Raw genomic sequence first — 23042 nt, forward strand, 5'->3', positions numbered from 1 at the left:
TTCTCCCTATTTGTTTATCATTTATTTTGATTGAATTTATTCATCACTTCAGCATACGGTTTTTGTGTGAAATATTCACATGCGTCTGCTGCTTTTTCATAGGCTGCCTGCATATCAGCCCAATCTTCTTTTGAGAAATGTGATAACACATAGTCTGGTACTTTCATGCCTTGTGGTGGACGACCGATGCCGACGCGTAGGCGATTAAAGTTTTGCGTACCTAAGTGTTGAATCAATGATTTAATACCGTTATGTCCGCCGGCGCTACCTTTTTGACGTAGGCGAAGTGACGCTTGATCGATATCCATATCATCATAAATGACAACGATATCTTCAATGTCGATGTCGTAGTAATCCATTAATGGACGTACCGCTTCTCCTGATAAGTTCATGTACGTTAAAGGTTTCATCAAAATGACTTTACCCTCTGGACGATGACTCATACCATAAACGGCGTTAAATTTCGTTTGATTTAAGTCGATGCTCCATTTATTTGCGAGTGCATCAATTGTATCGAAACCAACATTGTGGCGTGTATGTTCATATTGTTTCCCCGGATTTCCAAGGCCAATAAATAATTTCATGACGTGTAAACCTCTTCCTTTTCAGTTACTAATCAATCACTATTTTACCATATAACGTTTCAAATAAGTGAAATGTGTCTCTCGCATATCGTCCAAACAAAAAAGGTAGGTCACGCGAGGCGCGACCTACCCTATTTATCAATCAGTTCATTATGCTTCTTCGTCTGCATCAACTGTGCCATTGTCTGCTACTGGCTCAGCTGCTTCTAAGTCGGCTTCTAGTTCAGCTTCCGAAACTGGTGCTGATACAGTTACAAGCACGTCTTCATCATCGTTTAAGATCGTGTAGTCACCTTTATCGCGGACTTCGCCGACTGATAATGTATCACCGATACCAAGCGCTGTAATATCAACCTCGATTGTTTCAGGAATGCTGTTTGGTTTCGCACTTACTTTTAACTCGCGAATTGGTTGTTGCAACACGCCGCCTTCTTTAACGCCGACCGACGTACCAACAACAGTAATTGGCACCTCTACTTCTAGCTCTTGACGCATGCTTACTGCTAAAAAGTCTAAGTGAATCAGTTTTCCTTTAACAGGATCTTTTTGCACCTCTTTTAACACAGCATTCACGTTTTTGCCATCTACATCGAGCGTTAAAATCGCGTTACGACCTTCTGTGCGGATCGTTTTTTCTAATTCTTTTGCGTTGACTGCGATTGGGGTAGATTCCGTTTTAAATCCGTAGACAACTGCTGGTACGAACCCCGTATTGCGCAGTTCCGTTTTGATTGAGCGCTTATGCGCCTCTCGTGATTTTGCGGTTACTGATGTACTCATAAAATAAATTTCCCCTTTCTCTCAAGCTCTAAATTATCTTTCGTGTCACACACTATATATTCCCTCCTCGCCGCGCTATGAAACATTTCGGCATGAAAAAAGAGGCTGAGACAAAACATTTCATTTCCCTTTTTTAGCGTTCGCAACAAAAAACCGGAACCGCGCAACAGCGCGATTCCGGTTTTTTTTATGCTCATTTGAGGTGGTGTTTTTATACTTATGTCCCAGCCTCTCTTCAAACTCGTTTAATATTAATCAAATAATTTACTTACTGATTTATTTTCGTAAATACGTACGATTGCATCAGCTAATAATTTTGCAACAGAAAGTTGTTGAATTTTTGGAGATTTTTTCTCTTCTGATAATTGAATTGAATCTGTAACGACTAATTCTTTAATCACAGAGTTTTCGATACGTTCGATTGCTGGGCCAGAAAGTACTGGGTGTGTACAGCAAGCGTATACTTCTTTCGCACCTGATTCTTTAAGGGCTGCAGCACCGATTGTAATTGTACCTGCAGTATCGATGATATCATCGATTAAGATACAAGTTTTGCCTTCAACGTTACCAACGATGTTCATTACTTCTGCAACGTTTGGTTTTGGACGGCGTTTATCGATGATTGCGATTGGTGCTTTTAAGCGTTCAGCCATTTTACGTGCGCGTGTTACGCCACCGTGGTCTGGTGAAACGATTACTAAGTCATTGCCTTCGAAACCTTTTGATTTGAAGTGGTCAGATAATAATGGAACACCTACTAAGTGATCGATTAAAATGTCGAAGAAACCTTGGATTTGTGGAGCATGTAAATCTAGTAATACTACGCGAGTTGCGCCAGCTGTTTCTAGAAGGTTTGCTACAAGTTTTGCCGTAATTGGTTCGCGTGAACGTGCTTTGCGGTCTTGACGAGCATAACCGTAGTAAGGCATTACTACGTTTACTGTGCGTGCTGATGCACGTTTCACAGCGTCAATCATAATTAATAACTCCATTAAGTTTTCGTTAACTGGAGCTGAAGTAGACTGCACGATAAATACGTCACAACCACGAATACTTTCCTCAATACTGATTTGAATTTCTCCATCACTGAAGTGTTTTACAGAACTTTTACCTAGTTCAACGCCCATTTCCTCGGCGATTGCAGAAGCAAGGGGTTCGTTAGAGCTTAGTGAAAAGATTTTTAAATTTGAGTTAGCATATTGATACGGCATGATGGCCTCCTGTTTGATTATAAATTATTTTAATTTAAATATTACTTCACGTAGTTTTCTTTGTTCTCTTGACGAGAGCGGCCGATTGCAAGCGCGTTGTCAGGTACGTCTTTCGTAACCGTCGTGCCCGCTGCAATTAGCGAATTTTCACCTAAAGTGACCGGTGCCATTAAGTTTGCATTGCAACCAACGAAAGATTTGTCTTTGATGATCGTTTTAAACTTGTTGACGCCATCGTAGTTCACAGTAATTGTACCACATCCGATGTTCACGTCTGCACCGATTTCAGCATCTCCTAAATAAGTTAAGTGTGATGCTTTACTGCCTTCACCTAAAGTCGTTTTCTTCAATTCAACGAAGTTTCCAACTTTGGCGTGGTTTCCAACGTTAGACGCTGGACGAAGATGTGCGAATGGACCGACAGCAACGTCAGAGCCAATTGCACTTTCTTCTACGACCGATTGTTTCACCGTTGTGCGATCGCCAATTTGGCTATCAATCACTTGTGTGTTCGGTCCGATGATGCAATCTTCACCGATGACAACGTGTCCTTCAAGAGAAGTTCCTGGTAGTAACACTGTATCGCGGCCGATTGTAACGTCCGTGCCGATATACGTATTGTCTGGGTTAATGATTGTTACACCGTTGCGCATATGCGCTTCGTTAATGCGAGCGCGCATAATTGTTTCAGCTTGAGATAAAGCGAAACGATCATTGACGCCAAGCGTTTCAGAGAAATCATCGCAAACTGACGCTGCAACGATTTCACCTTGCTCTTTTAAAATGCTAATCACGTCTGGTAAGTAGTACTCACCTTGTGCGTTATCATTATTAACAGATTTCAACGCAGTGAATAGAGCTTTGTTATCAAAGCAATATGTACCTGTATTGATTTCTGTGACTAAACGTTGTTCTTCTGTTGCATCTTTATGTTCGACAATCGCTTCAACTTGACCGTCTGCAGCGCGTAAAATACGACCGTAACCAGTCGGATCTTCAGCGATAGCAGTTAAAATTGTCGCTTTTGCGTTTTGTGTTTCGTGATGTTCGATAAGCGCTTTCATTGTTTCTGGACGAATCAATGGTGTATCACCACAAATAACAATTGTTGTACCTTCAAGGTCGCCTAGTAAAGATTCTGCTTGTTGAACGGCGTGACCTGTACCAAGCTGTTCTGCTTGAAGTACGTATTCACTTTTGTCACCAAGTTGCTCTTTTACTTTTTCAGCACCGTGACCAACGATTGATACTGTACGTGCTACATCAAGCGTTTGGATATGGTCTACCACATGTTCTACCATTGGCTTTCCACATACAGAATGAAGAACTTTATATAATTTCGACTTCATACGTGTGCCTTGTCCGGCAGCCAAAATGACAGCATAAATATTTTTCATGTCACCAAGTCCTCCAATTAGCTGATTTTCTCTTATGACTATATAGCAATTTTCGTTAATTTTCAAGGCTTTAAGACTTGACAAAAAGATGTCATACAACTTAAAATTAAATCCTTTTGTTTTTTTACAATATCAATTTTTACGTAAGAAACTGATAGTGTCGCCATTTTAGAACGAATGATTTAACATTTGATCGAGACGATTTAAGTCTTACAGTGCATTTAAAATTTGACAAACATCTCGAATATTTGTCATCGTCGTCGATGGACCGAATGATATTCGGAAAAATTGGCGTCCTTCATCGACCGTTGCCCCCATCGCTAAAATTGTTTTCGTACCACTTTCCGCCTTTGCATCACATGCACTTCCCGTTGAAATCATGACCCCTGCCTCACTTAACTTCAACATAACGTATTGTCCTTCGTAACCGTGAACGTACATGCCACATATACCCGCATATTGCTGTTTACTGTCAATGATCGTATATTTTTTTCGATTTAACTGTTTACAAAGGATCTCACGCAATTGTTCATAATGCGTATGATGCATCGCTTGTGCGCTTCGTTGTGCAGCGACGGCAAACGCACCAATGCCTGCCACATCGACTGTCCCACCTCTTAAGCCACCTTCATGCGTTAACCCTGGAAACAGTGGCGCAATCGACGCTTCTGGGTGAATATAAACAGCGCCACAACTTTTCGGGCCGCCAATTTTATGGGCGGAAAACGCCATTGATGTGACATGTTGTGCAAACGGTAGTTTCATTTTCGCAAATGATTGCACACAGTCTACATGCAACATGACGCCGCGTGCACGTGCAAGTTTCGCTAGTTGCTCAATCGGCTGAATCGCACCAATTTCAGGATTAATATGTTGAATCGCGCATAAACATGTATCGTCTGTCATCGCACGTGCAACACTCTCACAATCGATTAAACCATGTCGCTCAAGCGGTAGGCGTGTAATCGTATAACCCATTCGCTCAAGCGCATTCATCGCCGCATGAACCGACGTATGTTCGGCAAGTGATGTGACGATATGCTTTTTCGGAGAGGCGAGCGCGAGCGACATAATACCGATGATATTCGCTTCCGTTCCACTACCCGTAAAATACAATCCTCGTGATGACACTCCTGCGATATCAGCAATCATTTGGCGCGCACGCGTGAGTAATTGCTGCGCCAGCCACCCGTCTTCGTGCAAGCTCGACGCATTGCCATAATATTTTTTTGCAATTTCTTCATAGCACGCAATCGCTTCTGCTGTCATCGGTGCCGTTGCTGCATAATCTAAATACATGTTCAAAAACTCCTTTTACAGTACTTGTGTTATGAAACATTTTATGTAAATATATGTGACAAGACAACTGTAAACTACATGCTATGTAAATGTAGTTTCATAAACATTTATAGGAGGTAACGATGAACATTTTGAAATTGCGACAACTACTCCAGCAATTTTTCATTGAAGATATTGGGGATGGTGATATTTCTAGCACGTCTATTTTTCCACCATCTGAAAAAGGACACTTCTCTTTTTATGCAAAATCAGACGGTCTTTTTTGTGGTGCAGACATTATTCAGCAAGCATTTCACTTGTTAGACCCGTCTATTCACGTGACGTTGCACGTAGCAGACGGTGATTTGATTACATACAATCAACAACTTGCAACGATTGAAGGGCCGATTCAAACATTGTTAAGCGGTGAGCGTGTCGTGTTGAATTTAGTTCAACGAATGAGCGCGATTGCGACGATGACCGAACGCGCAGTCGCGCAAACGGCCAATACGAACACGCGTATTTGTGATACGCGTAAGACGACACCCGGCCTACGCATGCTTGAAAAATATGCCGTACGCGTCGGTGGTGGCTACAATCATCGTTTCGGATTGTACGACTGCGTCATGTTAAAAGACAATCACATCGCTTTTTGTGGGTCGATCTCAGCAGCTATTGAACGCACGCGTCAAACGATTGGCCACACTGTCAACATCGAAGTTGAAATCGAATCTGAAGCACAATTGCACGAAGCAGTTGAGGCGGGTGCAGACATCATTATGTTTGATAATTGTACGCCGCAACAAATTACAGCGTGGCGTCCATACGTCCCTGCGCATATCGTGACGGAAGCTTCAGGTGGTATCACACTTGAGACGATTGCTACCTATGCGGCAAGTGGCGTCGATTACATTTCGCTCGGTTTTTTAACACATTCTGTGCAAGCATTCGATATGTCTGCACGTGTCACATGGAAAGGAGCAACAATTTAATGAACCCAACGTTATTCGACCAATTATCGGCATTACCTACACGCTACAAACAACTGACAGAAGCGGAGATGGTAACACGTATCCGTGACATCAAACATGAACTCGGCGATGAACTACTCATTCCTGGGCATCATTATCAACGAGATGAAGTGATTCAATTTGCAGACGTAACAGGAGATTCATTGCAACTCGCACAAATTTGCGCGCAAAATCGTCAAGCGAAGCATATCGTCTTTTGCGGCGTGCATTTCATGGCTGAAACAGCGGACATGTTAACGACTAATGCGCAAACCGTTTATTTGCCTGATATGCGTGCTGGTTGCTCGATGGCGGACATGGCGAACATGACGCAAACGACACGCGCATGGGAGGCGCTTACGCAACTGTTTGGCAACACAATCGTGCCACTAACGTATGTTAACTCAACTGCAAGCATTAAAGCTTTCGTCGGCCAACATGGCGGCGCTTGCGTCACATCGTCAAATGCGAAAAAAATGGTCGAGTGGGCGTTTACGCAGCGTACACGTCTGCTCTTTTTACCGGATCAACATCTCGGCCGTAATACCGCTTTTGACCTCGGTATCCGACTCGACCAGATGGCGGTTTGGGACCCGATTCATGAGAAATTACGCTACGAAGGAAACATTGCCGACGTGCGCGTCATTTTATGGCAAGGGCATTGTTCGGTTCATGAAGGGTTTCAACCATGGCATATCGAGCACATTCGTACACATGAGCCCGATATGAACATTATCGTTCACCCAGAATGTAGTCACGAAGTCGTTCAAGCAGCCGACGACAACGGCTCAACAAAATATATTATCGATACGATTGCCGCCGCTCCGAGTGGCTCACGTTGGGCGATTGGCACCGAGATGAATCTCGTTAAACGTTTAATCGCTGCTCACCCTGATAAGCACATTATTTCATTGAATACGAATATGTGTCCGTGTTTAACGATGAATCGTATCGACCTTCCTCACTTACTATGGGCGCTTGAGATGATCGTTGCAGGCGAACGTGGCAATGTTATTTCAGTAGATGCTGAAACGACGGCACAATCGCTTTTAGCGCTAGAACGCATGCTACAATTTGCAACGTAAGAAAAAGGACTATGCGCGGATGCATAGTCCTTTTTGTATCGGCTGCACGCAGCTTATACTTTTTCAGCCACGACTTCTTCAGTCATCTCTTCAGCGTTTTCATAAGCTGTCAGTACAGCCTGTTGAATTTTTGTACGCATATCTGAGTTAATCGGGTGCGCGATATCACGGAACTCGCCATCCGGTGTACGCTTGCTTGGCATAGCGACAAATAGTCCTGTATTACCGTCAATCACGCGAATATCGTGAACGACGAACTCGTTGTCTAGTGTGATGGAAGCGATTGCACGCATGCGACCCTCAGTTTGAACACGACGTAATCTAACATCAGTTACTTCCATTCTTTTCACCACCTCTCTTCTTAGATGCAAAAATTAACTCTTTCCTACTAATATATTCGATAAAAATACATTTTTTTCCTTCTTTTCCTGAAAAATATTTTTTAGAAATTTCCAAAAATTTTCTAAAAAAATAAACCACTTCGTAAAAAAGTGGTTTATTTACACAAAATATGAAATTATACGAGTGCGATAACTTCGATTTCAACTTTAACATCTTTAGGTAAACGCGCTACTTCTACACAGCTACGCGCTGGTTTATGATCGCCAAAATGACGTGCATATTCTTCGTTTAACTCTGCAAATTCATTCATATCTGAAATGAATACAGTTGTTTTCACAACTTTGTCTAACGAAGAACCAGCTTCTGCTAGTACCGCTTTTAAATTTTCGAAAACTTGGTTTGTTTGTTCAGTAATAGAACCTTCTACAAGCTCGCCATCCGCAGTTAGTGGAATTTGGCCTGAGCTATAAAAAATGTTGTTCACAATAACCCCTTGCACGTACGGTCCGATTGCCGCTGGTGCGTTCTTTGTTGCTACTTCTTTCATTACTTAGTTGCCACCCTTCGAAAAATAATTACCCTCCGTTAACTCAATCGTACGATCTTTTTCATTGACGTCTTTTAATTTTACTAATGAATAGTAATCATCGACTAAGCGCTCATCAGGATGTTCTGCCTCTACAAGTACGGCGACGCCCGCAAGTGTACAGTCAAACTCTTCTAATAAATTTTTCATCCCGTTCATCGTACCACCGACTTTCATAAAGTCATCGGTAATGAGGACGCGCTGACCACTTTTCATGCTACGTTTTGATAGCACCATCGTTTGAATACGACGCGAAGAGCCTGATACGTAGTTAATACTTACTGTTGAACCTTCTGTTACTTTGTTATCGCGACGGACAACAACGACTGGTACGTTCAAGTGGCGTGCAATTGCATGCGCAATTGAAATCCCTTTCGTTGCAACGGTCATAATAATATCTATTTCTTGATCACAAAATGCTGAGGCAAATACTTTACCGACTTTATTCATCAACTCTGGGTTGCCTAAAAGATCGGTCATAAATAAATAACCACCTGGCAGTAGGCGATCGGAATGACTAAGTTCTAAAATTAATTCTGCAATTACTTTTTTAGCGGATGCTTCAGGAACGTTCGGGATGTATTTTACACCACCTGCTGCGCCTGGGACTGTAATTAAATGTCCAATCCCTCTTTCTTCAAATGTATCTTTCACAATCGATAAGTCTTCACTAATAGAAGATTTAGCCGACTGATATGATTCAGCGAAAAATGTAAGGGGGATTAATTGTTGTGGATGCTCCAATAAATAATGCGTCATGTCAACAAGACGCTCACTACGCTTCCATTTCATGAAATCCTCTCCTAGATACGAATGTTTTATACAAAAAATACCATAAATATACGTGTTTACGCAAGTGTTATCGGTCGCCTAAAAGTCGAACCGCATACACTTCATCACAAAAACCTTTGAGACCATTAACGATGCGTGTTGTACGAGCCTCAGTTTGCACGAGTGCAAACACTGTCGGGCCGCTACCACTCATCAATACACCATCTGCTCCGAAGCGTTTCATTTGTTCTTTAATGCTTGAAACTTCCGGGTGCATATCTAATGTGACACTTTCTAATACATTGCCTAGTGTATCACACATTTTAACGTAATCGTTCGTATGAATCGCCTCAACCATGTCGGCTGTATTCGGGTGCTCAACGTTATCTAACTTTAAGCCACCGTACACTGCAGCTGTTGAAACGCTAATTGTCGGTTTCGCTAAAATGACCCAGCTACTTGGCGGTGCTGGAATGTGTTCAATCTTTTCGCCACGTCCGCGTGCGATTGCAGTACCACCATATACACAGAATGATACGTCTGAGCCAATTTCCTCACCTAGCACCGCTAATTCATCAATTGATAAGTTTAAGTGCCATAATTCATTTAAGCCTTTTAGCGTCGCTGCTGCATCGCTGCTGCCGCCCGCTAATCCTGCAGCTACAGGAATTTGTTTATCGATTGAGATTGCAACACCTTCCGCTACGTTGAAGCGATCTTGTAATAGTTTCGCCGCTTGATAAGCTAAGTTGCGTTGATCGTCCGGAACAAAATTATTGCTTGAATGGATTAAGATGGCGCCATCATGTCGTAGTTCTAATCCGACGCGGTCAGCTAAATCAACCGTCGTCATAATCATTTCTACTTCGTGATATCCATCTGGACGTTTGTGGAGTACGTCTAATGTTAAATTAATTTTCGCAGGTGCTTTTACGTAAAGCATATGCTTACCTCACTTTCATCATGGCTTTCATCGCCCTTTGTCACTGTGTCTTATTCTACCACATGACGATTTCATTGACGATTTGAAGCATGAAAAAAGCCACGCGAAGCTGCGTGGCAGTCAAAACAAAACACTTATAAAACACCCCTTTAAAGAAGGACGGTTTTATAAGTGCCCGAAAAAGATTAAATATAAATACAATTATTCGGCAACGGCTAATTTAGAGTCGTCTTCGAATGTAATTTCTACTGCTTCTGTCAAAATATCTGTGTAGCTGTAAGAAACGCGTTCAAATGCGTTCTCATCTTGGTCAAGATCAACGACGAATACTGCGCGATACGTTTCGCGTAATACGCCTACTCTCTCGATTGTTTTTTTACGACCACCATTTGCTTTTAATTGCATGCGTTGGCCTAAATGACTGTCTAACGACTTTTTAATGTCGGCTAATGTTTTTGGCATTATGCTTACACCTCACTATAAGATAGTATAACAAGGTACTAGTAAAAAGTCAACTGTAAATTTATATTTTATCAATTACATATTTTTATGTCAATTATTTTATCGTGTTTTTCCTATGCTTTTTTTGCATGACGCATATTAGTTAAAATATGGATGCAATTCGTCCGCTAAATGACCAAACTCTTCAATTGATAGCGTTTCGCCACGACGTGTTGGATCGACGTTCGCTGCTGCAAGGGCTGCTAAAATATTTTCTTTTTTCGCTTTACCGTTTGGCAATTGTGATTGCAAGTTGTTTAAAATCGTTTTACGACGTTGCGCAAATGCGGCACGTGTCACTTCAAAGAAGAAGTCTTCATCTTTTACCGTTACTGGTGGATTGTCGTGACGGATTAATTTTAAAACAGCTGAGTCTACGTTCGGTTGTGGCATGAATACCGTTTTCGGTACGATCATCGCTACTTCCGCGGTGCAGTAATATTGAACGGCGATTGATAAAGAACCGTATGCTTTCGTACCAGGTTTTGCTGAAATACGATCTGCCACTTCTTTTTGCATCATAACGACGAAGCCACGTAATGGTAGACCATCTGTTAATAACTTCATTAAAATTGGTGTCGTCACGTAGTATGGTAAGTTGGCAACGACCATAATGTCTTCATAGCCTTTTAACTCTGTGTCGATTAATTGTTTCACGTCTGCTTTTAATACGTCAGAGTGAACGATTTTCACGTTGTCGTAAGGGCTTAACGTATCTTCAAGTACAGGTAATAAACGTTGGTCAATTTCAAATGACATCACTTTACCAGCTTGACGTGCTAAATGCTCTGTTAATGCACCGATACCAGGGCCGACTTCAATCGCGGCACTCTCTTTCGTTAAATCTGCGTGACCGACGATATTACGTAAAATGTTTGGGTCGATTAAGAAGTTTTGACCTAAGCTTTTCTTAAATGAAAAACCGTATTTCTTTAAAATCTCCTGCGTACGGACAGGTGTTGCGATATCTTTATGCATGCTGTTCCTCCTGATTTAATTGCGCGATTGCCGCGCCAAATTGTTCCTCTGTAATTTGAAACATTTCTAAACGTTTCATAAGCTGCTTACCGTTTGTGGCTCCGATATTTAAAATTTCACCTAAACGATCTCGACGCTGTTTCGCAGATGCATGGCCAATTAAACGCGCCATCAGTAAATCTTCACGCGTAATCGTACAAACCGCATGTTCTGCTTGTGCTGTATAGACGTTTTCAAGGGCATAACGAATATCTTCAGGTTTCGCATGTTCGATGCCTAAGCTTTTGCCATTTTTCGCAATCGCTTTTTTCTTCGGTAAGAAGGCGTGCTTAATGCCTTTCACATGCTCTTCAATAATGGCACGAATACGACGACCCGGATAGTCAGGGTCTGTAAACACGATGACACCGCGTACGTCTTGCGCGTGCTGAATACGTGCTAAACACTCTGCTGAAATCGCTGAGCCATTTGTTTCGATTGTATCTGCGTTAACAGCGCGTTTAATCGCTGTCGTATCATCTTTACCTTCGACGACGATAATTTCTTGTATGTCCACTTGTGGGAATCCTCTTTTCGTTAATAACTACGTTCTAAAAATAAACAATATGCTTATTATAATATGTCCTCGCTAAAATAGAAAGTCGACCGAATCGCATAAAAAAACGGCCTCACACAATGTGAAACCGTTTCGTCTGATTAATAAACTGTGACTTTAACTGTACGACGTCCCCAGTTTAATGCTTGTGATTTGCTCGACATAAATACATCGATTTTGTTACCTTTGATCGCGCCGCCTGTATCGCCTGCTACAGCTAAGCCGTAACCTTCAACGTATACTTTTGAACCTAATTTGATGACACGTGGGTCGACTGCGATGACTTTTTTATTTGGGTTAGCACGTAAGTTAATACCTGTCGCTGTACGTCCCGAACATCCTGCACAGTATGCTGTGTATGCTGTTGATGAGACGTAAAATGTACGACCTGCGCTACCTGTACGTGTAATGCCTGTTAAGTATTTAGAGTTTACGTAACCTTTTTTTCCTTTGTAAGAAACTTTTACCCAGTTACCTTTACGGCCGCCAACGTAAGTTACTTTCTTACCTTTTGGAATTTTATATTTGATTTTATATTTCACACTTGCGCCGCTACGTGCGTTTAAATGTGCTTTCGTTTTCACCGTTTTGTTACTCACAGTTGTAATCTTTTCGCCTGCGAAACGATTCGCGTAAGCGTCAGATGTTTTATGTTGTACGTTATTTGTTGTTTTTGCCTGTTCATTAGTTGCAGTACTAAATACTGTAGCTACTACAAACGCAATCATAAGTGATAATGCTGCGAAGATCACTTTCGAATTTTTAAATGATTCCGGGAACAGTTTTTTCATGGAATGATTTGACATGAAAAATACCTCCTTATTCACTCGTTGGATTATATAGAGTGTCGTTTAGTGCTGTCAACAGCGACGCATATTTACATAAAATGCAAAACCCCGCTATATCAACGTTTCACGAATTTCGGAGGTTATAGTCCTAAAGACTTATTTTATGCGATAGAAACGTTGTGCATTTTCCGTCGTGATGCGCTCGACCTCAGAGACGTCAATCCCGCGTAGTTGCGCGATTTCTGCGGCAATTAATGGGATGTAAGACGGCTCATTTCTTTTGCCCCTATTTGGGTGCGGTGCAAGGAAAGGTGCGTCCGTTTCTAAAATAATTCGTTCTAGTGGAATTTCTGCGGCTACTTTCTTCGGTGTTTTTGCGTTTTTAAACGTCACTGGTCCACCTAGGCCGACGTAAAAATTAAGCTTTTGAATAATCGTTTCTGCGACTTCGACACTCGCGCTAAATGAGTGCATCACACCACCAACTTGTTCTGCATGTTCTTCCATCAAAATGCGAACACAATCACCCGTTGCTTCACGGTTATGAATAATAATTGGTAAGTTGACACGTTTTGCAAGCTGAATTTGCTTACGGAAAATATCATGTTGCACATCTTTCGGTGATTTATCCCAGTGATAATCCAACCCTGTTTCTCCAATGGCTACGACTTTGTTATGAGTTGTGGCAAGTTGCTCGATCCATTTTAAATCCTCGTCTGTGCAATCGATCGCATCTACAGGGTGCCAACCAATGGCTGCGTAGATAAAATCATATGTGTCAGCGAGTTCTAACGCACGCTCGATCGTCGGGCGGTCAAAACCGATTACGACCATCTGTTTGACGTTGTTTTCAAACGCGCGTGCAATCACTTGCTCCAGATCTTCATTATATTGTTCGTTGTTTAAGTGTACATGTGTGTCAATAAACATAAACATGCTCCTATCTGCAATTTATTTTACGCATTAAAACGATTTCATACATATCTTCTATATTACATTTTCATTACAAATATTATAAATAGCTAATATTTTTCTTTGATGTCCGCCGTATAAAAAGGTATTTTTTACACAAAAAGGTATGAATATAGCTATTTGGCACCTATTATCCACGCAATAAATAGAAAGAGCCTACTTCAAAAAAGCAGGCTCTTTCTTCTATTATGTGTGTCGATATTAACGGACGCGTGCGCCGTTTTCTAATGATGGATCGACTTGTGCAAGTTTTAACGTGTCACCAACGCTACCTGCTAAAATCATACCTTGTGATAATTCACCACGAAGTTTGACCGGTTTTAAGTTCGCAACAACGATTACTTTTTGACCGACAAGTTCTTCTGGTGTGTAGTAAGCAGCAATACCTGAAACAACTTGACGTTTTTCATAGCCAAGGTCTACTTGAATTTTAAGTAGCTTGTCTGCTTTTTTCATTTTTTCAGCTGCTAAAACTGTACCGACGCGAAGTTCTACTTTCATGAAATCATCGATTGTAATTTCCGCTTCGTGTTCCGCATCTTCATCTTTCGCCGCTTCTTTTTTCGGTGCTTCTTGCGGTGTTTTGACAGAAGCTTGCATTTGTTCGCGAATGTACGCAACTTCAACTTCGTTATCTAAACGAGGGAAGATTGGTTCACCTTTTGCGATGACTGTTGTGCCTGCTGGAATAACGTTTTCAGCCGTTAATGTTTCCCATGCAAGTAAGTCTTCTGATAAGCCTAATTGACGAACGATTTCTTTTGGAGATTTCGTCATGAATGGTTGTACCATGACTGCAACGCGAAGTAAGTTTTCAGCAAGATTGTACATTACTGTACCTAGTTTGCCTTTTAACGCTTCATCTTTCGCAAGTACCCATGGCTCTGTTTCATCGATATATTTGTTCGTGCGAGATACTAATGTCCAAATGTCAGAAAGCGCCACGCTAAATTGCATTTTTTCCATATCCACTTCGAATTTTGCAAGTGATTCTTTCGCAACTGTTTCAAGTGTTGCGTCGAAATCTGTTGGTACTAAACCTTCTGTCGGAATCACGCCGCCGAAGTATTTGTTCATCATTGATACAGTACGGTTTAATAAGTTACCAAGGTCATTGGCAAGGTCAAAGTTCGTACGTTCAACGAATGATTCTGGTGAGAATACACCGTCAGAACCGAATGGTAATTCACGTAATAGGAAGTAACGTGTCGCATCTAAGCCGTAACGTTCGATTAACATTTCAGGGTATACAACGTTACCTTTTGATTTCGACATTTTACCGTCTTTCATCATAATAAAGCCGTGTGCGAATACTTTTTTCGGTAATGGTAAATCAAGAGCCATTAAGAAAATTGGCCAGTAAATTGTGTGGAAACGTACGATATCTTTACCGACAACATGTACGTTTGCAGGCCAGTATTTGCGGAATTCTTCATCGTGATCTGTACCGTAACCTAATGTTGTTAAGTAGTTTGTTAATGCATCTACCCATACGTACGTTACGTGTTTTTCGTCACCTGGTACTGGAATACCCCAGTCGAATGATGTACGAGAAACAGATAAGTCTTCAAGACCTGGTTTAATGAAGTTGTTAATCATTTCATTTTTACGTGACTCAGGCTCGATGAAACCTGGATTTTCTTCATAATACGCAAGTAAGCGATCTGCGTATTTCTTCATATTAAAGAAGTAAGACTCTTCTTTTACTTTATGAACCGGACGACCACAGTCAGGACAGTTGCCATCTTCTAGTTGTGTTTCAGTGAAGAAAGATTCGCAAGGTGTGCAATACCAACCTTCGTATTCACCTTTGTAAATATCGCCGTTGTCTAAGAATTTTTTAAAGATCTTTTGAACAGCTTTCGTATGACGTTCTTCTGTCGTTTGGATGAAATCATCATATGAGATATCCATTTGTGCCCAAAGCTTTTTCGCTGCAGCTGCAATTTCATCTACATAAACTTTTGGTGCTTTGCCAGCTTCTTCTGATTTCTCTTGAATTTTTTGTCCATGTTCATCCATACCTGTTTGGAAACGAACGTCGAATCCTTTTAGGCGTTTGTAGCGAGCCATCGTATCAGCAGCTACAGTTGTGTAGGCCGTACCGATATGAAATTTGCCACTTGGATAGTAAATCGGTGTTGTGATATAAAATGTTTCTTTTTCATTTGTCACGAAAACTTCCTCCAGTGCTATACAGTATACCTACTATTTTAGCTAAGTAGACAAACCGAAGCAATGAAAGTTTATTTTGTCGAAACAAATGTCTTTTTTTGTCGAAAATTAGTCAATAATATTAAACGCTCTAAAATGCATAAAAACCATCGAAAAACATAATATTTTTCTAATTAAATCAAAAAATTACGCAATACAGCCCGCTTAAAAACCAATTATTTGAAAAAAATTTTTAATTTAGGAGAAAAAATAATTGACGATAATGTCATTAGTTGGTATGATTAGTTCCAGACAAAGAAATGATGTCGAAATTTGACGAACTACAATATAAATGAACCAAACAATTAGGAGGAATTTTACAATGAAATCTACAGGTATCGTACGTAAAGTTGACGAATTAGGACGTGTCGTTATTCCAATCGAATTACGCCGTACATTAGGAATTGCAGAAAAAGACGCTTTAGAAATCTACGTTGATGATGACAAAATCATCTTAAAAAAATATTTACCAAACATGACTTGTGCTGTAACTGGTGAAGTATCAGACGATAACTTCCGTTTAGCTGGCGGTAACTTAATCCTTAGCCCAGAAGGTGCACAAATCTTAGTTAAAGAAATCCAATCTAAATTAAACAAATAATTTAGTTGTCGTAACATCCCATTTCCAATCCCTTAAAATAGATTTAAAATAATTAACGAATTACCATTTAACAAATAACCCTTGTTTTGTATGTGAGAATTATATATAGAGGCCCCGATGAATTTTCGCCGATTCATCGGGGCTACGTTTTTTTTGGAGTTTCTTCTATTATAAATAGAATGATATATATAGCATTAGATTCATAACCGTTTCAATATAAATAAGAGACTGGAACATAAGCAAAAATTCCAGCCGTTAATAGAGAAAGTGATGTCGAATTCGATATTACTTTCTTTATTTTTATGCACAACAGTAAAATGAGCTGTAAAGAATAATAGATAGTCATATATGAAGTTGTTCGAAGTGGAGCCCGCGACTTCTGTGGGAACAGCACGAGCGGAATATCCATTTTTTTCGCGAGGTCGCGAAAAAAATTAGATGGAGCCGTGCCCGCGAAAAGCGTCGGCCGAAACGGAGAACAACGGCTTCCTGACAAATAAAAAAAGACATTCACGATTTTTTTCAAATCATGAATGTCTTTTTTATTGACTAGCATTTTGTTCTAGCCTCTATTTATATTTACTCAACGTGATACGCTTGATATACGTCTCGTTTCGGTAATTTGCGTACTTTAGACACTTCTTTAATGGCATCTTTAGAGCTTTGTCCATCTTCGATTAACTTCTCTATGTGCTCGACAACAGTAAGCGTAGACCACCATTCGACTGTTTCTTCAACGACACTTTCATCTGCACCTTCGACGATGACAACGAATTCACCGCGAATTTCGCTTTCATTTGCCCATTCAAGTGCTTCGTCGATCGTACCGCGTAAAAACTCTTCAAATTTTTTCGTCAGCTCACGTGCTAAAACGATACGACGATTGCCAAGGTTTGCTTGCATATCTTTGAGCGTATCTTTTAAACGGTGTGGCGCTTCGTAAAAAATGATTGTCTCATGACGTTTCGCTAGTCCTTCTAGCGCTTCGCGACGTTCTTTCTTTTGACGGCTTAAGAAACCGAAAAATAAAAACGGTTGCGCAGGAAGTCCAGAACCGATAAGTGCTGTCAGTGCGGCATTCGCACCAGGAAGTGGCACAACAGCAATACCTTCTGCGATTGCTTTCATCGCGATATCTTTCCCCGGATCAGAAATACAAGGCATCCCTGCATCGCTCACAAGGGCTACTGTTTTTCCTTCACGTAGCATGTGTAGTAATTTCTCGCCACCTTGCTCTTGGTTAAAATCGTGGTAGCTCGTTAGTGGTGTTTCAATTTCAAAATAGTTACATAAACGTTTCGTATTGCGTGTATCTTCCGCAGCGATCACGTCTGCTTCTTTTAAAATACGCAATGCGCGCATCGTCATATCTTCTAAGTTACCAATTGGTGTAGGGACTAAATAGAGTGCGCCTGTTTCGTGCTGAGCGCTCATTTGTGATTGCATCATTGTCCTCCTCTTTCTTCTATATAATTTAACTTTTGTGCACGCGTTAAACGTTTAAAATGATATTCTGCGCTCATCGCATCATGTTTCGTTTCAAACGTTTCGGCGTAAATGCACGTTACTGGCAAGCGTGCACGCGTATATTTCGCGCCTTTGCCCGCATTGTGCGTCGCCAGTCGTTTTTCTAAATTGTTCGTATAACCTGTATAAAGTGTCCCGTCTGCACAACGCAAGACGTACATCGTTTCTTTATTCGGCGTCGCCATATAGCATCACGCGCACTTCATCAGTATATTCATTGTTATCATCATATACGTAAAGTGGTGGCAATACTTTTAAGCCTGGCTTGCCATCTTTAATACCTTCAATTAATAGCGTATTCGCCTCTTTTCCCATTTTTGGGTACACGAGTTGCATACGCTTCGGCTCAATACGGTTTGCGCGCATCGCTGTGACGATATCAAGTAAACGTTCTGGGCGATGAACGTATGCCGCTTTACCACCTTGTTTTAATAGACGGCCTGACGTATGAATCATTTCATCCAGTTTTAAATAAATTTCGTGACGTGCGATTTTTACATGTTCTTTTAAGTTTTTATCGCTCGCTTCATGTGCTAAAAAGTACGGCGGATTGCATGTTACGACGTCATACTTTTCAATGCCAAGGTTGTTCGCTACTGTACGTACGTCGCCTTGCATAACTGTAATTTGTGATTCAAGCGCATTGTATTGCACGCTACGTGTCGCCATATCGACTAAACGATCTTGTAGTTCAACCGCTGTAATATGTGCTTTCGTACGCGCGCTTAAAAATAGTGGAATCGCGCCGTTCCCTGCACAAAGATCAACGATGTGTCCTTTATGGTGTGGGACGTTGACGAAGCGCGATAACAACACGGCATCTAAAGAAAATGAAAATACCGATGGACTTTGAATAATACGCAATTCCTCCGCTAATAAATAGTCCAGTCGTTCATCATCTTTTAACCATTGTTCCATATTAACCCTCCAACAAACTAAAAGACTGAGCCACAGAGTGGTACAGTCTTTTAGTCATTTTGTTTATTTAAAAATGCTAGACAGAATAAGCAATCTTCACCTTTACGAGAAGTACCGAAATGTACGTTACATACATGGTACCCTTCGTGATAAAGGCGCGCAAGATTATCATATCCTTCTCCGACATCAAGTACTTCGCGTTTTTGCTCTTCAAGCGGCATCGGCATTTTTTCTTGATGCGACAATACCTCTTCTAAACGCGTACGTAAATGATGATTTTCCATTTGTAGTGTTTGATGTTCCTCCATCATTAACGCGACAAACTTTTTTAATGCCTCAAACTGAGTTTGCATCGACTCAAGCTGTTGTTCGAATTCCATAACAGTATCTAAGAAATTATGGTCCTTCACGCAAGCCACCTCATATTCCCCTATTGGACTGAACTTTTTTCAAATTCTACTATTTCATCTAATGTATATTCTAACACACGATTTTCTTCAAATAATTCTACTTGTAGCAAACGTTCTAAAATATTCAAACCAACAACCTTACCTTTACCGTCCGGTGTATTAATCGTATGACCGACATCTGGCATTTTTGAACGTACTTCTTCGTATTCATCGTTTTCATATTTTAAGCAGCACATTAAGCGTCCGCATAAACCTGAAATTTTCGATGGATTTAATGATAAATTTTGATCCTTCGCCATTTTAATCGACACTGGTTCAAAATCACCTAAAAATGTTGAACAGCAAAGCATACGACCACAAGGACCGATACCACCTAACATTTTCGCTTCATCACGTACCCCTATTTGGCGTAATTCTATACGCGTACGGAATACAGATGCTAAATCTTTTACGAGCTCACGGAAATCTACGCGGCCTTCCGCTGTGAAGTAAAAAATAATTTTATTGCGGTCGAATGTATATTCTACATCGACGAGCTTCATTTCTAGCTGATGTAGCGCGATTTTTTCTGTTGCTAATTCAAAAGCTCGTTTTGAGTCGTCGATATTTTGTGCAACTTGAATGCGATCACGCTCGTCAGCAGAACGAACGACTTGCTTTAGCGGTAAAACGACATCTTCTTCATCGACTTCGCGTGGTGGAACGACGACTTTACCGTATTCAATCCCACGTGCTGTCTCGACAATGATATACTGCCCATTTTCGAGTGCAATGTCACCAGGATCGAAATAATATATTTTACCCGCCTTCTTAAAGCGGACACCTATTACTTTATACAAAGGATTTTCCCTCCTGCAGATTCAGCATTAGTTGCTCCATCAGCAGTGTACGATTCATATTACGTTGCAACGTTTGACGCGCACGTAGCACCGCTTGTAACATGTTTGAAAGTTGCTCGTACGTAAAACGCAATCCATTTTTCACGAAGAATTCATGCATATCTGGATACGTCAGTGCTGCTTGTTGGTTTGCTTTCACCGCTACGAGATCGCGATACGCGAACAGTAGCAGATCCAATGCTAACTCCATTTGGTCTCTTTCTTTAAAAGCTGGCAACCAATCTTCGTGTACGATCAATAATGCTTCATGCACATTTTTCGATAGCGTCGCTTCTACTAATTTTAACACTGTTTTTCTAGCTTGCGCAAACGCCTCATCTTCAGAAAGCGTCATCGCTTCGTCGATATCACTCGTCATTACGCTAAGCGTCGCCGCAATCGATGGACTCATGCCATTCGCTTGCAGTTGTGCCATTAAATATTGACGAGGAATCGGTTGAAAGGCGATATGTTGGCAACGAGAGCGAATCGTCGGTAAGATAGCGTTCATATTTTGCGTAATGAAAATAGCCGTTACCATACCGTCTGGCTCTTCTAAAAACTTCAGTAATTTATTCGCAGATTGTGGGTTGAGACGCTCTGCTTCGTGCACGATGTACACTTTGCGTCCAGCTTCCATCCCGGTCTTACTCATTTCGTCTAATAGTGCTTCAATCGCAGCGACTTTAATGAATTGACCTTCTGGATAAACTTGATGGAAATTCACATGATTGCCGCTATCGATACGCTGACAGCTTCGACACTGTTCGCATGGTTCACCGTTTACTGGTGCTTCACATAATAATTGTTTTACAAAAAAGTAAGCAACATCTTCTGTTGCCGTCCCTTTTTTCCCTTCAAATATGTAAGCCTGTCCGATGCGATTTTTGCGCTGTATAATCTCAAGTTGTTGCATGACGACGGGCTGCAATTGCTTCAGCTGTTCAGTTGTTTTGTTCATGTCCATCACCTTTTAAAAAATCCCGCGCTTCGCACATGGCGAATCCACGCGGGGTTATGTGTAAAGATTAATGAGTAACCCTTTAATCTCACCAATTTTCGCTAAAATTTCAACAGAATCACGCTCTTCATTTAAGATGTCTTCTGTTAGTTCAATTAACTTTTCGTCGATCGTATCGACAATTTTCAAACGACGGCCTTCCCCAAAACGGTTCCACGTATGTGACTGCTTTAACTCCATACCGAACGATACAGATTCCTTTAAAAAGCGCTTAATGAGCATTTTAAACTTCGCAAGTTCACGCAAATTACGCGATTTCACAATGCGGTCACCAGCGGCAGAAATGTCCCCTAAAAGACGTGTCAGTTGCTCCGTCTGCATTTTTTGCCCTTGTTTGACAACAAGGCTTCCGAAGTTACTCGTAGGTTGCTGCGGTACTTGACGGGATTGCGTCTGACTTCTACCGATGTGTATATCTTGGTTAATTTTCACCTATTTGGTCGCCTCCATTCTAGAAATGATGGAATTGTTCGATCGGTAAAACGAATACCGTCGCGCCGCCAACTTCGACCTCTACTGGATACGGAATGTACGAATCTGCATTGCCGCCCATCGGTGAAATTGGTGCTACCATCTGTTCACGAGAGCGACAGTTGTCACGAATGACATCGAGCGCTTTCGGAACGAGTGAATCCTCCGTACCAATTAAAAAAGTCGTATTCCCGGCTTTAAGGAACCCGCCCGTACTGGCTAATTTCGTTGCTCGAAAATGATTATTCGTTAGCGCATTTGAAAGACGGTTACTATCCTGATCTTGAACTACTGCAACTACTAATTTCATCGGCATTCACTCCTGATTCTTTTCAACTATTATATCATAAAGTCCATTTTCATATGTGCGCTAAACAAGTGGCGCGATGTGCTGCCACGCAAGTTCAACAACTTCTTCAATAGACTTACTTGCATCAATGACACGAATGCGTTCTGGGAAACGCTCTGCTAACGTTAAATAAGCAGCGTGTACAGATTCATGGAACGCTAAGCCTTCTTTATCTAAACGATTCACTTCACGGCCAGCATTCGCTTGAATACGCGCTAAGCCGATTGCTGGTGCTAAACTAAATAAAATCGTTACGTCAGGCATACGATCCCCAATCGCAAACTCATTAATTTTTTTCACTTTATCGACGCCAAGTCCACGACCGACGCCTTGGTAAGCTAATGATGAGTCAATAAAACGGTCACATAATACTACTTTACCCTCTTTTAGTGCAGGTTCTACCGTTTCCGCAAAATGTTGACTACGCGCAGCCGCATATAATAATGCTTCTGTACGGCCATCCATTTCTGTATGTGTTTTATCTAAAATAACGTTGCGAATTTTTTCAGCAATAATACTACCACCTGGTTCACGTGTCGACACAACATCGACACCTTGTGCGCGCAAACGCTCTACAATTAAGCGTAAAACGGTCGTTTTCCCTGCCCCTTCTGGGCCTTCAAATGTAATAAACAGTGTTGTTTTCATTAAATCTTACCTCTCTATTTCGCTTTCTTTGGCTTTATCGTTAGCGTCACCGCAGCGACAGCAATTGTTGCAACTAGTTTTACCACGTTTTTGTTCATCTTTTCACGTCCCTTATAGCTCTATTATAGAGATTTCTATAAATAAATGAAAAACATTTGGACGAACAAAAAAAGCACTGACCTGC

Annotated in this window: 27 protein-coding genes; 3 read left to right on the plus strand and 24 right to left on the minus strand. The window is 41.1% G+C overall.

Translation table 11 applies throughout. From position 1 onward, the window contains the following. Positions 1–17: 17 nt before the first annotated feature. From pth to KMHG_RS16260, 5 genes are all read right to left on the minus strand, one after another. The gene (gene pth, locus KMHG_RS16235) at positions 18–584 is read right to left on the minus strand and encodes an aminoacyl-tRNA hydrolase (RefSeq protein ID WP_010291147.1); all 567 of its coding nucleotides are present in this window, start codon (positions 582–584) and stop codon (positions 18–20) included. A 150-nt stretch (positions 585–734) separates the two neighbouring features. Beyond that, the gene (locus KMHG_RS16240) at positions 735–1364 is read right to left on the minus strand and encodes a 50S ribosomal protein L25/general stress protein Ctc (protein ID WP_010291149.1); all 630 of its coding nucleotides are present in this window, start codon (positions 1362–1364) and stop codon (positions 735–737) included. A gap of 251 nt (positions 1365–1615) precedes the next feature. Further along, on the minus strand, positions 1616–2575 hold the full coding sequence (locus tag KMHG_RS16250; RefSeq protein ID WP_010291150.1) for a ribose-phosphate diphosphokinase: 960 nt from the start codon (positions 2573–2575) through the stop codon (positions 1616–1618). Positions 2576–2616: 41 nt separating this feature from the next. Then, positions 2617–3972, minus strand: a complete 1356-nt coding sequence (gene glmU, locus KMHG_RS16255; RefSeq protein ID WP_010291151.1) for a bifunctional UDP-N-acetylglucosamine diphosphorylase/glucosamine-1-phosphate N-acetyltransferase GlmU — start codon at positions 3970–3972, stop codon at positions 2617–2619. A gap of 210 nt (positions 3973–4182) precedes the next feature. Next, positions 4183–5271, minus strand: a complete 1089-nt coding sequence (locus tag KMHG_RS16260) for an IscS subfamily cysteine desulfurase (protein WP_010291153.1) — start codon at positions 5269–5271, stop codon at positions 4183–4185. Positions 5272–5393: 122 nt separating this feature from the next. Here KMHG_RS16260 and nadC point away from each other — a divergent pair, with 122 nt between their 5' ends. Together nadC and nadA are read left to right on the plus strand one after the other, a co-directional pair. Next, positions 5394–6242 (plus strand): carboxylating nicotinate-nucleotide diphosphorylase, encoded by an 849-nt coding sequence (gene nadC, locus KMHG_RS16265; RefSeq protein ID WP_010291154.1) that lies wholly within the window; start codon positions 5394–5396, stop codon positions 6240–6242. Beyond that, positions 6242–7345 carry a quinolinate synthase NadA gene (gene nadA / locus KMHG_RS16270; RefSeq protein ID WP_010291155.1) on the plus strand — a complete coding sequence of 368 codons (1104 nt, stop codon included), beginning with the start codon at positions 6242–6244 and terminating at the stop codon, positions 7343–7345. Before nadC ends, nadA begins: the two co-directional genes overlap by 1 nt. Before the next feature lie 53 nt (positions 7346–7398). On the opposite strand, the gene spoVG is transcribed toward nadA, so the two are convergent. The 10 genes from spoVG to metG all read right to left on the minus strand — a co-directional run bounded on the left by spoVG (position 7399) and on the right by metG (position 15996). After that, on the minus strand, positions 7399–7686 hold the full coding sequence (gene spoVG, locus KMHG_RS16275) for a septation regulator SpoVG (RefSeq protein WP_010291156.1): 288 nt from the start codon (positions 7684–7686) through the stop codon (positions 7399–7401). 176 nt (positions 7687–7862) lie between these two features. Further along, a complete protein-coding gene (locus KMHG_RS16280; protein ID WP_010291157.1) occupies positions 7863–8234 on the minus strand; it encodes a RidA family protein in 372 nt (123 codons plus the stop codon). A gap of 3 nt (positions 8235–8237) precedes the next feature. After that, a complete protein-coding gene (gene purR / locus KMHG_RS16285; protein WP_010291160.1) occupies positions 8238–9065 on the minus strand; it encodes a pur operon repressor in 828 nt (275 codons plus the stop codon). Between the two features lie 67 nt (positions 9066–9132). Next, positions 9133–9987, minus strand: coding sequence for a 4-(cytidine 5'-diphospho)-2-C-methyl-D-erythritol kinase (ispE, locus tag KMHG_RS16290; RefSeq protein ID WP_010291161.1), 855 nt, complete (start codon positions 9985–9987; stop codon positions 9133–9135). A gap of 201 nt (positions 9988–10188) precedes the next feature. Then, positions 10189–10449 (minus strand): biofilm formation stimulator Veg, encoded by a 261-nt coding sequence (gene veg, locus KMHG_RS16295; protein ID WP_010291162.1) that lies wholly within the window; start codon positions 10447–10449, stop codon positions 10189–10191. Between the two features lie 138 nt (positions 10450–10587). After that, positions 10588–11466, minus strand: a complete 879-nt coding sequence (gene rsmA, locus KMHG_RS16300) for a 16S rRNA (adenine(1518)-N(6)/adenine(1519)-N(6))-dimethyltransferase RsmA (protein WP_010291164.1) — start codon at positions 11464–11466, stop codon at positions 10588–10590. Next, on the minus strand, positions 11459–12022 hold the full coding sequence (rnmV, locus tag KMHG_RS16305) for a ribonuclease M5 (RefSeq protein ID WP_010291165.1): 564 nt from the start codon (positions 12020–12022) through the stop codon (positions 11459–11461). The genes rsmA and rnmV overlap by 8 nt, the downstream gene beginning before the upstream one ends. 140 nt (positions 12023–12162) lie before the next feature. Beyond that, on the minus strand, positions 12163–12867 hold the full coding sequence (locus KMHG_RS16310) for a 3D domain-containing protein (RefSeq protein ID WP_010291166.1): 705 nt from the start codon (positions 12865–12867) through the stop codon (positions 12163–12165). Positions 12868–13005: 138 nt separating this feature from the next. Then, entirely contained in the window at positions 13006–13779 is a 774-nt protein-coding gene (locus KMHG_RS16315; RefSeq protein ID WP_010291167.1) for a TatD family hydrolase, read from the minus strand. A gap of 243 nt (positions 13780–14022) precedes the next feature. Then, the gene (gene metG / locus KMHG_RS16320; protein WP_010291168.1) at positions 14023–15996 is read right to left on the minus strand and encodes a methionine--tRNA ligase; all 1974 of its coding nucleotides are present in this window, start codon (positions 15994–15996) and stop codon (positions 14023–14025) included. Between the two features lie 361 nt (positions 15997–16357). On the opposite strand from metG, the gene abrB reads away from it, so the two are divergent. After that, entirely contained in the window at positions 16358–16636 is a 279-nt protein-coding gene (gene abrB / locus KMHG_RS16325) for a transition state genes transcriptional regulator AbrB (RefSeq protein WP_010291169.1), read from the plus strand. A gap of 579 nt (positions 16637–17215) precedes the next feature. Here abrB and rsmI read toward each other — a convergent pair. The 9 genes from rsmI to tmk are packed head-to-tail and all read right to left on the minus strand — an operon-like array spanning position 17216 to position 22858. Next, a complete protein-coding gene (gene rsmI, locus KMHG_RS16330) occupies positions 17216–18082 on the minus strand; it encodes a 16S rRNA (cytidine(1402)-2'-O)-methyltransferase (RefSeq protein ID WP_010291172.1) in 867 nt (288 codons plus the stop codon). After that, positions 18082–18348 carry a GIY-YIG nuclease family protein gene (locus KMHG_RS16335; RefSeq protein ID WP_010291174.1) on the minus strand — a complete coding sequence of 89 codons (267 nt, stop codon included), beginning with the start codon at positions 18346–18348 and terminating at the stop codon, positions 18082–18084. The genes rsmI and KMHG_RS16335 overlap by 1 nt, the downstream gene beginning before the upstream one ends. Then, positions 18332–19081 (minus strand): tRNA1(Val) (adenine(37)-N6)-methyltransferase, encoded by a 750-nt coding sequence (locus tag KMHG_RS16340; RefSeq protein WP_010291176.1) that lies wholly within the window; start codon positions 19079–19081, stop codon positions 18332–18334. Before KMHG_RS16340 ends, KMHG_RS16335 begins: the two co-directional genes overlap by 17 nt. A gap of 50 nt (positions 19082–19131) precedes the next feature. Further along, positions 19132–19491: a DNA replication initiation control protein YabA gene (gene yabA / locus KMHG_RS16345; RefSeq protein ID WP_026022152.1), complete on the minus strand. Its 360-nt coding sequence runs from the start codon at positions 19489–19491 to the stop codon at positions 19132–19134. Between the two features lie 20 nt (positions 19492–19511). Then, positions 19512–20330 (minus strand): PSP1 domain-containing protein, encoded by an 819-nt coding sequence (locus KMHG_RS16350; protein ID WP_010291180.1) that lies wholly within the window; start codon positions 20328–20330, stop codon positions 19512–19514. Then, a complete protein-coding gene (gene holB / locus KMHG_RS16355) occupies positions 20323–21330 on the minus strand; it encodes a DNA polymerase III subunit delta' (protein WP_010291181.1) in 1008 nt (335 codons plus the stop codon). Before holB ends, KMHG_RS16350 begins: the two co-directional genes overlap by 8 nt. 54 nt (positions 21331–21384) lie before the next feature. Further along, entirely contained in the window at positions 21385–21822 is a 438-nt protein-coding gene (locus KMHG_RS16360) for a YaaR family protein (protein WP_010291182.1), read from the minus strand. A gap of 19 nt (positions 21823–21841) precedes the next feature. After that, the gene (gene darA / locus KMHG_RS16365) at positions 21842–22171 is read right to left on the minus strand and encodes a cyclic di-AMP receptor DarA (protein ID WP_010291183.1); all 330 of its coding nucleotides are present in this window, start codon (positions 22169–22171) and stop codon (positions 21842–21844) included. 60 nt (positions 22172–22231) lie between these two features. Continuing rightward, entirely contained in the window at positions 22232–22858 is a 627-nt protein-coding gene (gene tmk / locus KMHG_RS16370; protein ID WP_010291184.1) for a dTMP kinase, read from the minus strand. Positions 22859–23042: the final 184 nt, after the last annotated feature.

The organism is Kurthia massiliensis (assembly GCF_000285555.1).
GTDB lineage: Bacteria > Bacillota > Bacilli > Bacillales_A > Planococcaceae > Kurthia > Kurthia massiliensis.

Bases quoted from the DNA above. Each gene is read 5' to 3' on its own strand.
- holB (WP_010291181.1), bottom strand. From the start codon at position 21,330: ATGAACAAAACAACTGAACAGCTGAAGCAATTGCAGCCCGTCGTCATG.
- KMHG_RS16280 (WP_010291157.1), bottom strand. From the start codon at position 8,234: ATGAAAGAAGTAGCAACAAAGAACGCACCAGCGGCAATCGGACCGTAC.
- abrB (WP_010291169.1), top strand. From the start codon at position 16,358: ATGAAATCTACAGGTATCGTACGTAAAGTTGACGAATTAGGACGTGTC.
- ispE (WP_010291161.1), bottom strand. From the start codon at position 9,987: ATGCTTTACGTAAAAGCACCTGCGAAAATTAATTTAACATTAGACGTA.
- nadA (WP_010291155.1), top strand. From the start codon at position 6,242: ATGAACCCAACGTTATTCGACCAATTATCGGCATTACCTACACGCTAC.
- spoVG (WP_010291156.1), bottom strand. From the start codon at position 7,686: ATGGAAGTAACTGATGTTAGATTACGTCGTGTTCAAACTGAGGGTCGC.
- veg (WP_010291162.1), bottom strand. From the start codon at position 10,449: ATGCCAAAAACATTAGCCGACATTAAAAAGTCGTTAGACAGTCATTTA.
- KMHG_RS16335 (WP_010291174.1), bottom strand. From the start codon at position 18,348: ATGGCGACGCCGAATAAAGAAACGATGTACGTCTTGCGTTGTGCAGAC.
- glmU (WP_010291151.1), bottom strand. From the start codon at position 3,972: ATGAAAAATATTTATGCTGTCATTTTGGCTGCCGGACAAGGCACACGT.
- KMHG_RS16250 (WP_010291150.1), bottom strand. From the start codon at position 2,575: ATGCCGTATCAATATGCTAACTCAAATTTAAAAATCTTTTCACTAAGC.
- darA (WP_010291183.1), bottom strand. From the start codon at position 22,171: ATGAAATTAGTAGTTGCAGTAGTTCAAGATCAGGATAGTAACCGTCTT.
- nadC (WP_010291154.1), top strand. From the start codon at position 5,394: ATGAACATTTTGAAATTGCGACAACTACTCCAGCAATTTTTCATTGAA.
- tmk (WP_010291184.1), bottom strand. From the start codon at position 22,858: ATGAAAACAACACTGTTTATTACATTTGAAGGCCCAGAAGGGGCAGGG.
- KMHG_RS16240 (WP_010291149.1), bottom strand. From the start codon at position 1,364: ATGAGTACATCAGTAACCGCAAAATCACGAGAGGCGCATAAGCGCTCA.
- purR (WP_010291160.1), bottom strand. From the start codon at position 9,065: ATGAAATGGAAGCGTAGTGAGCGTCTTGTTGACATGACGCATTATTTA.
- KMHG_RS16315 (WP_010291167.1), bottom strand. From the start codon at position 13,779: ATGTTTATTGACACACATGTACACTTAAACAACGAACAATATAATGAA.
- pth (WP_010291147.1), bottom strand. From the start codon at position 584: ATGAAATTATTTATTGGCCTTGGAAATCCGGGGAAACAATATGAACAT.
- KMHG_RS16260 (WP_010291153.1), bottom strand. From the start codon at position 5,271: ATGTATTTAGATTATGCAGCAACGGCACCGATGACAGCAGAAGCGATT.
- rsmI (WP_010291172.1), bottom strand. From the start codon at position 18,082: ATGCAATCACAAATGAGCGCTCAGCACGAAACAGGCGCACTCTATTTA.
- rsmA (WP_010291164.1), bottom strand. From the start codon at position 11,466: ATGCATAAAGATATCGCAACACCTGTCCGTACGCAGGAGATTTTAAAG.
- KMHG_RS16340 (WP_010291176.1), bottom strand. From the start codon at position 19,081: ATGGAACAATGGTTAAAAGATGATGAACGACTGGACTATTTATTAGCG.
- KMHG_RS16310 (WP_010291166.1), bottom strand. From the start codon at position 12,867: ATGTCAAATCATTCCATGAAAAAACTGTTCCCGGAATCATTTAAAAAT.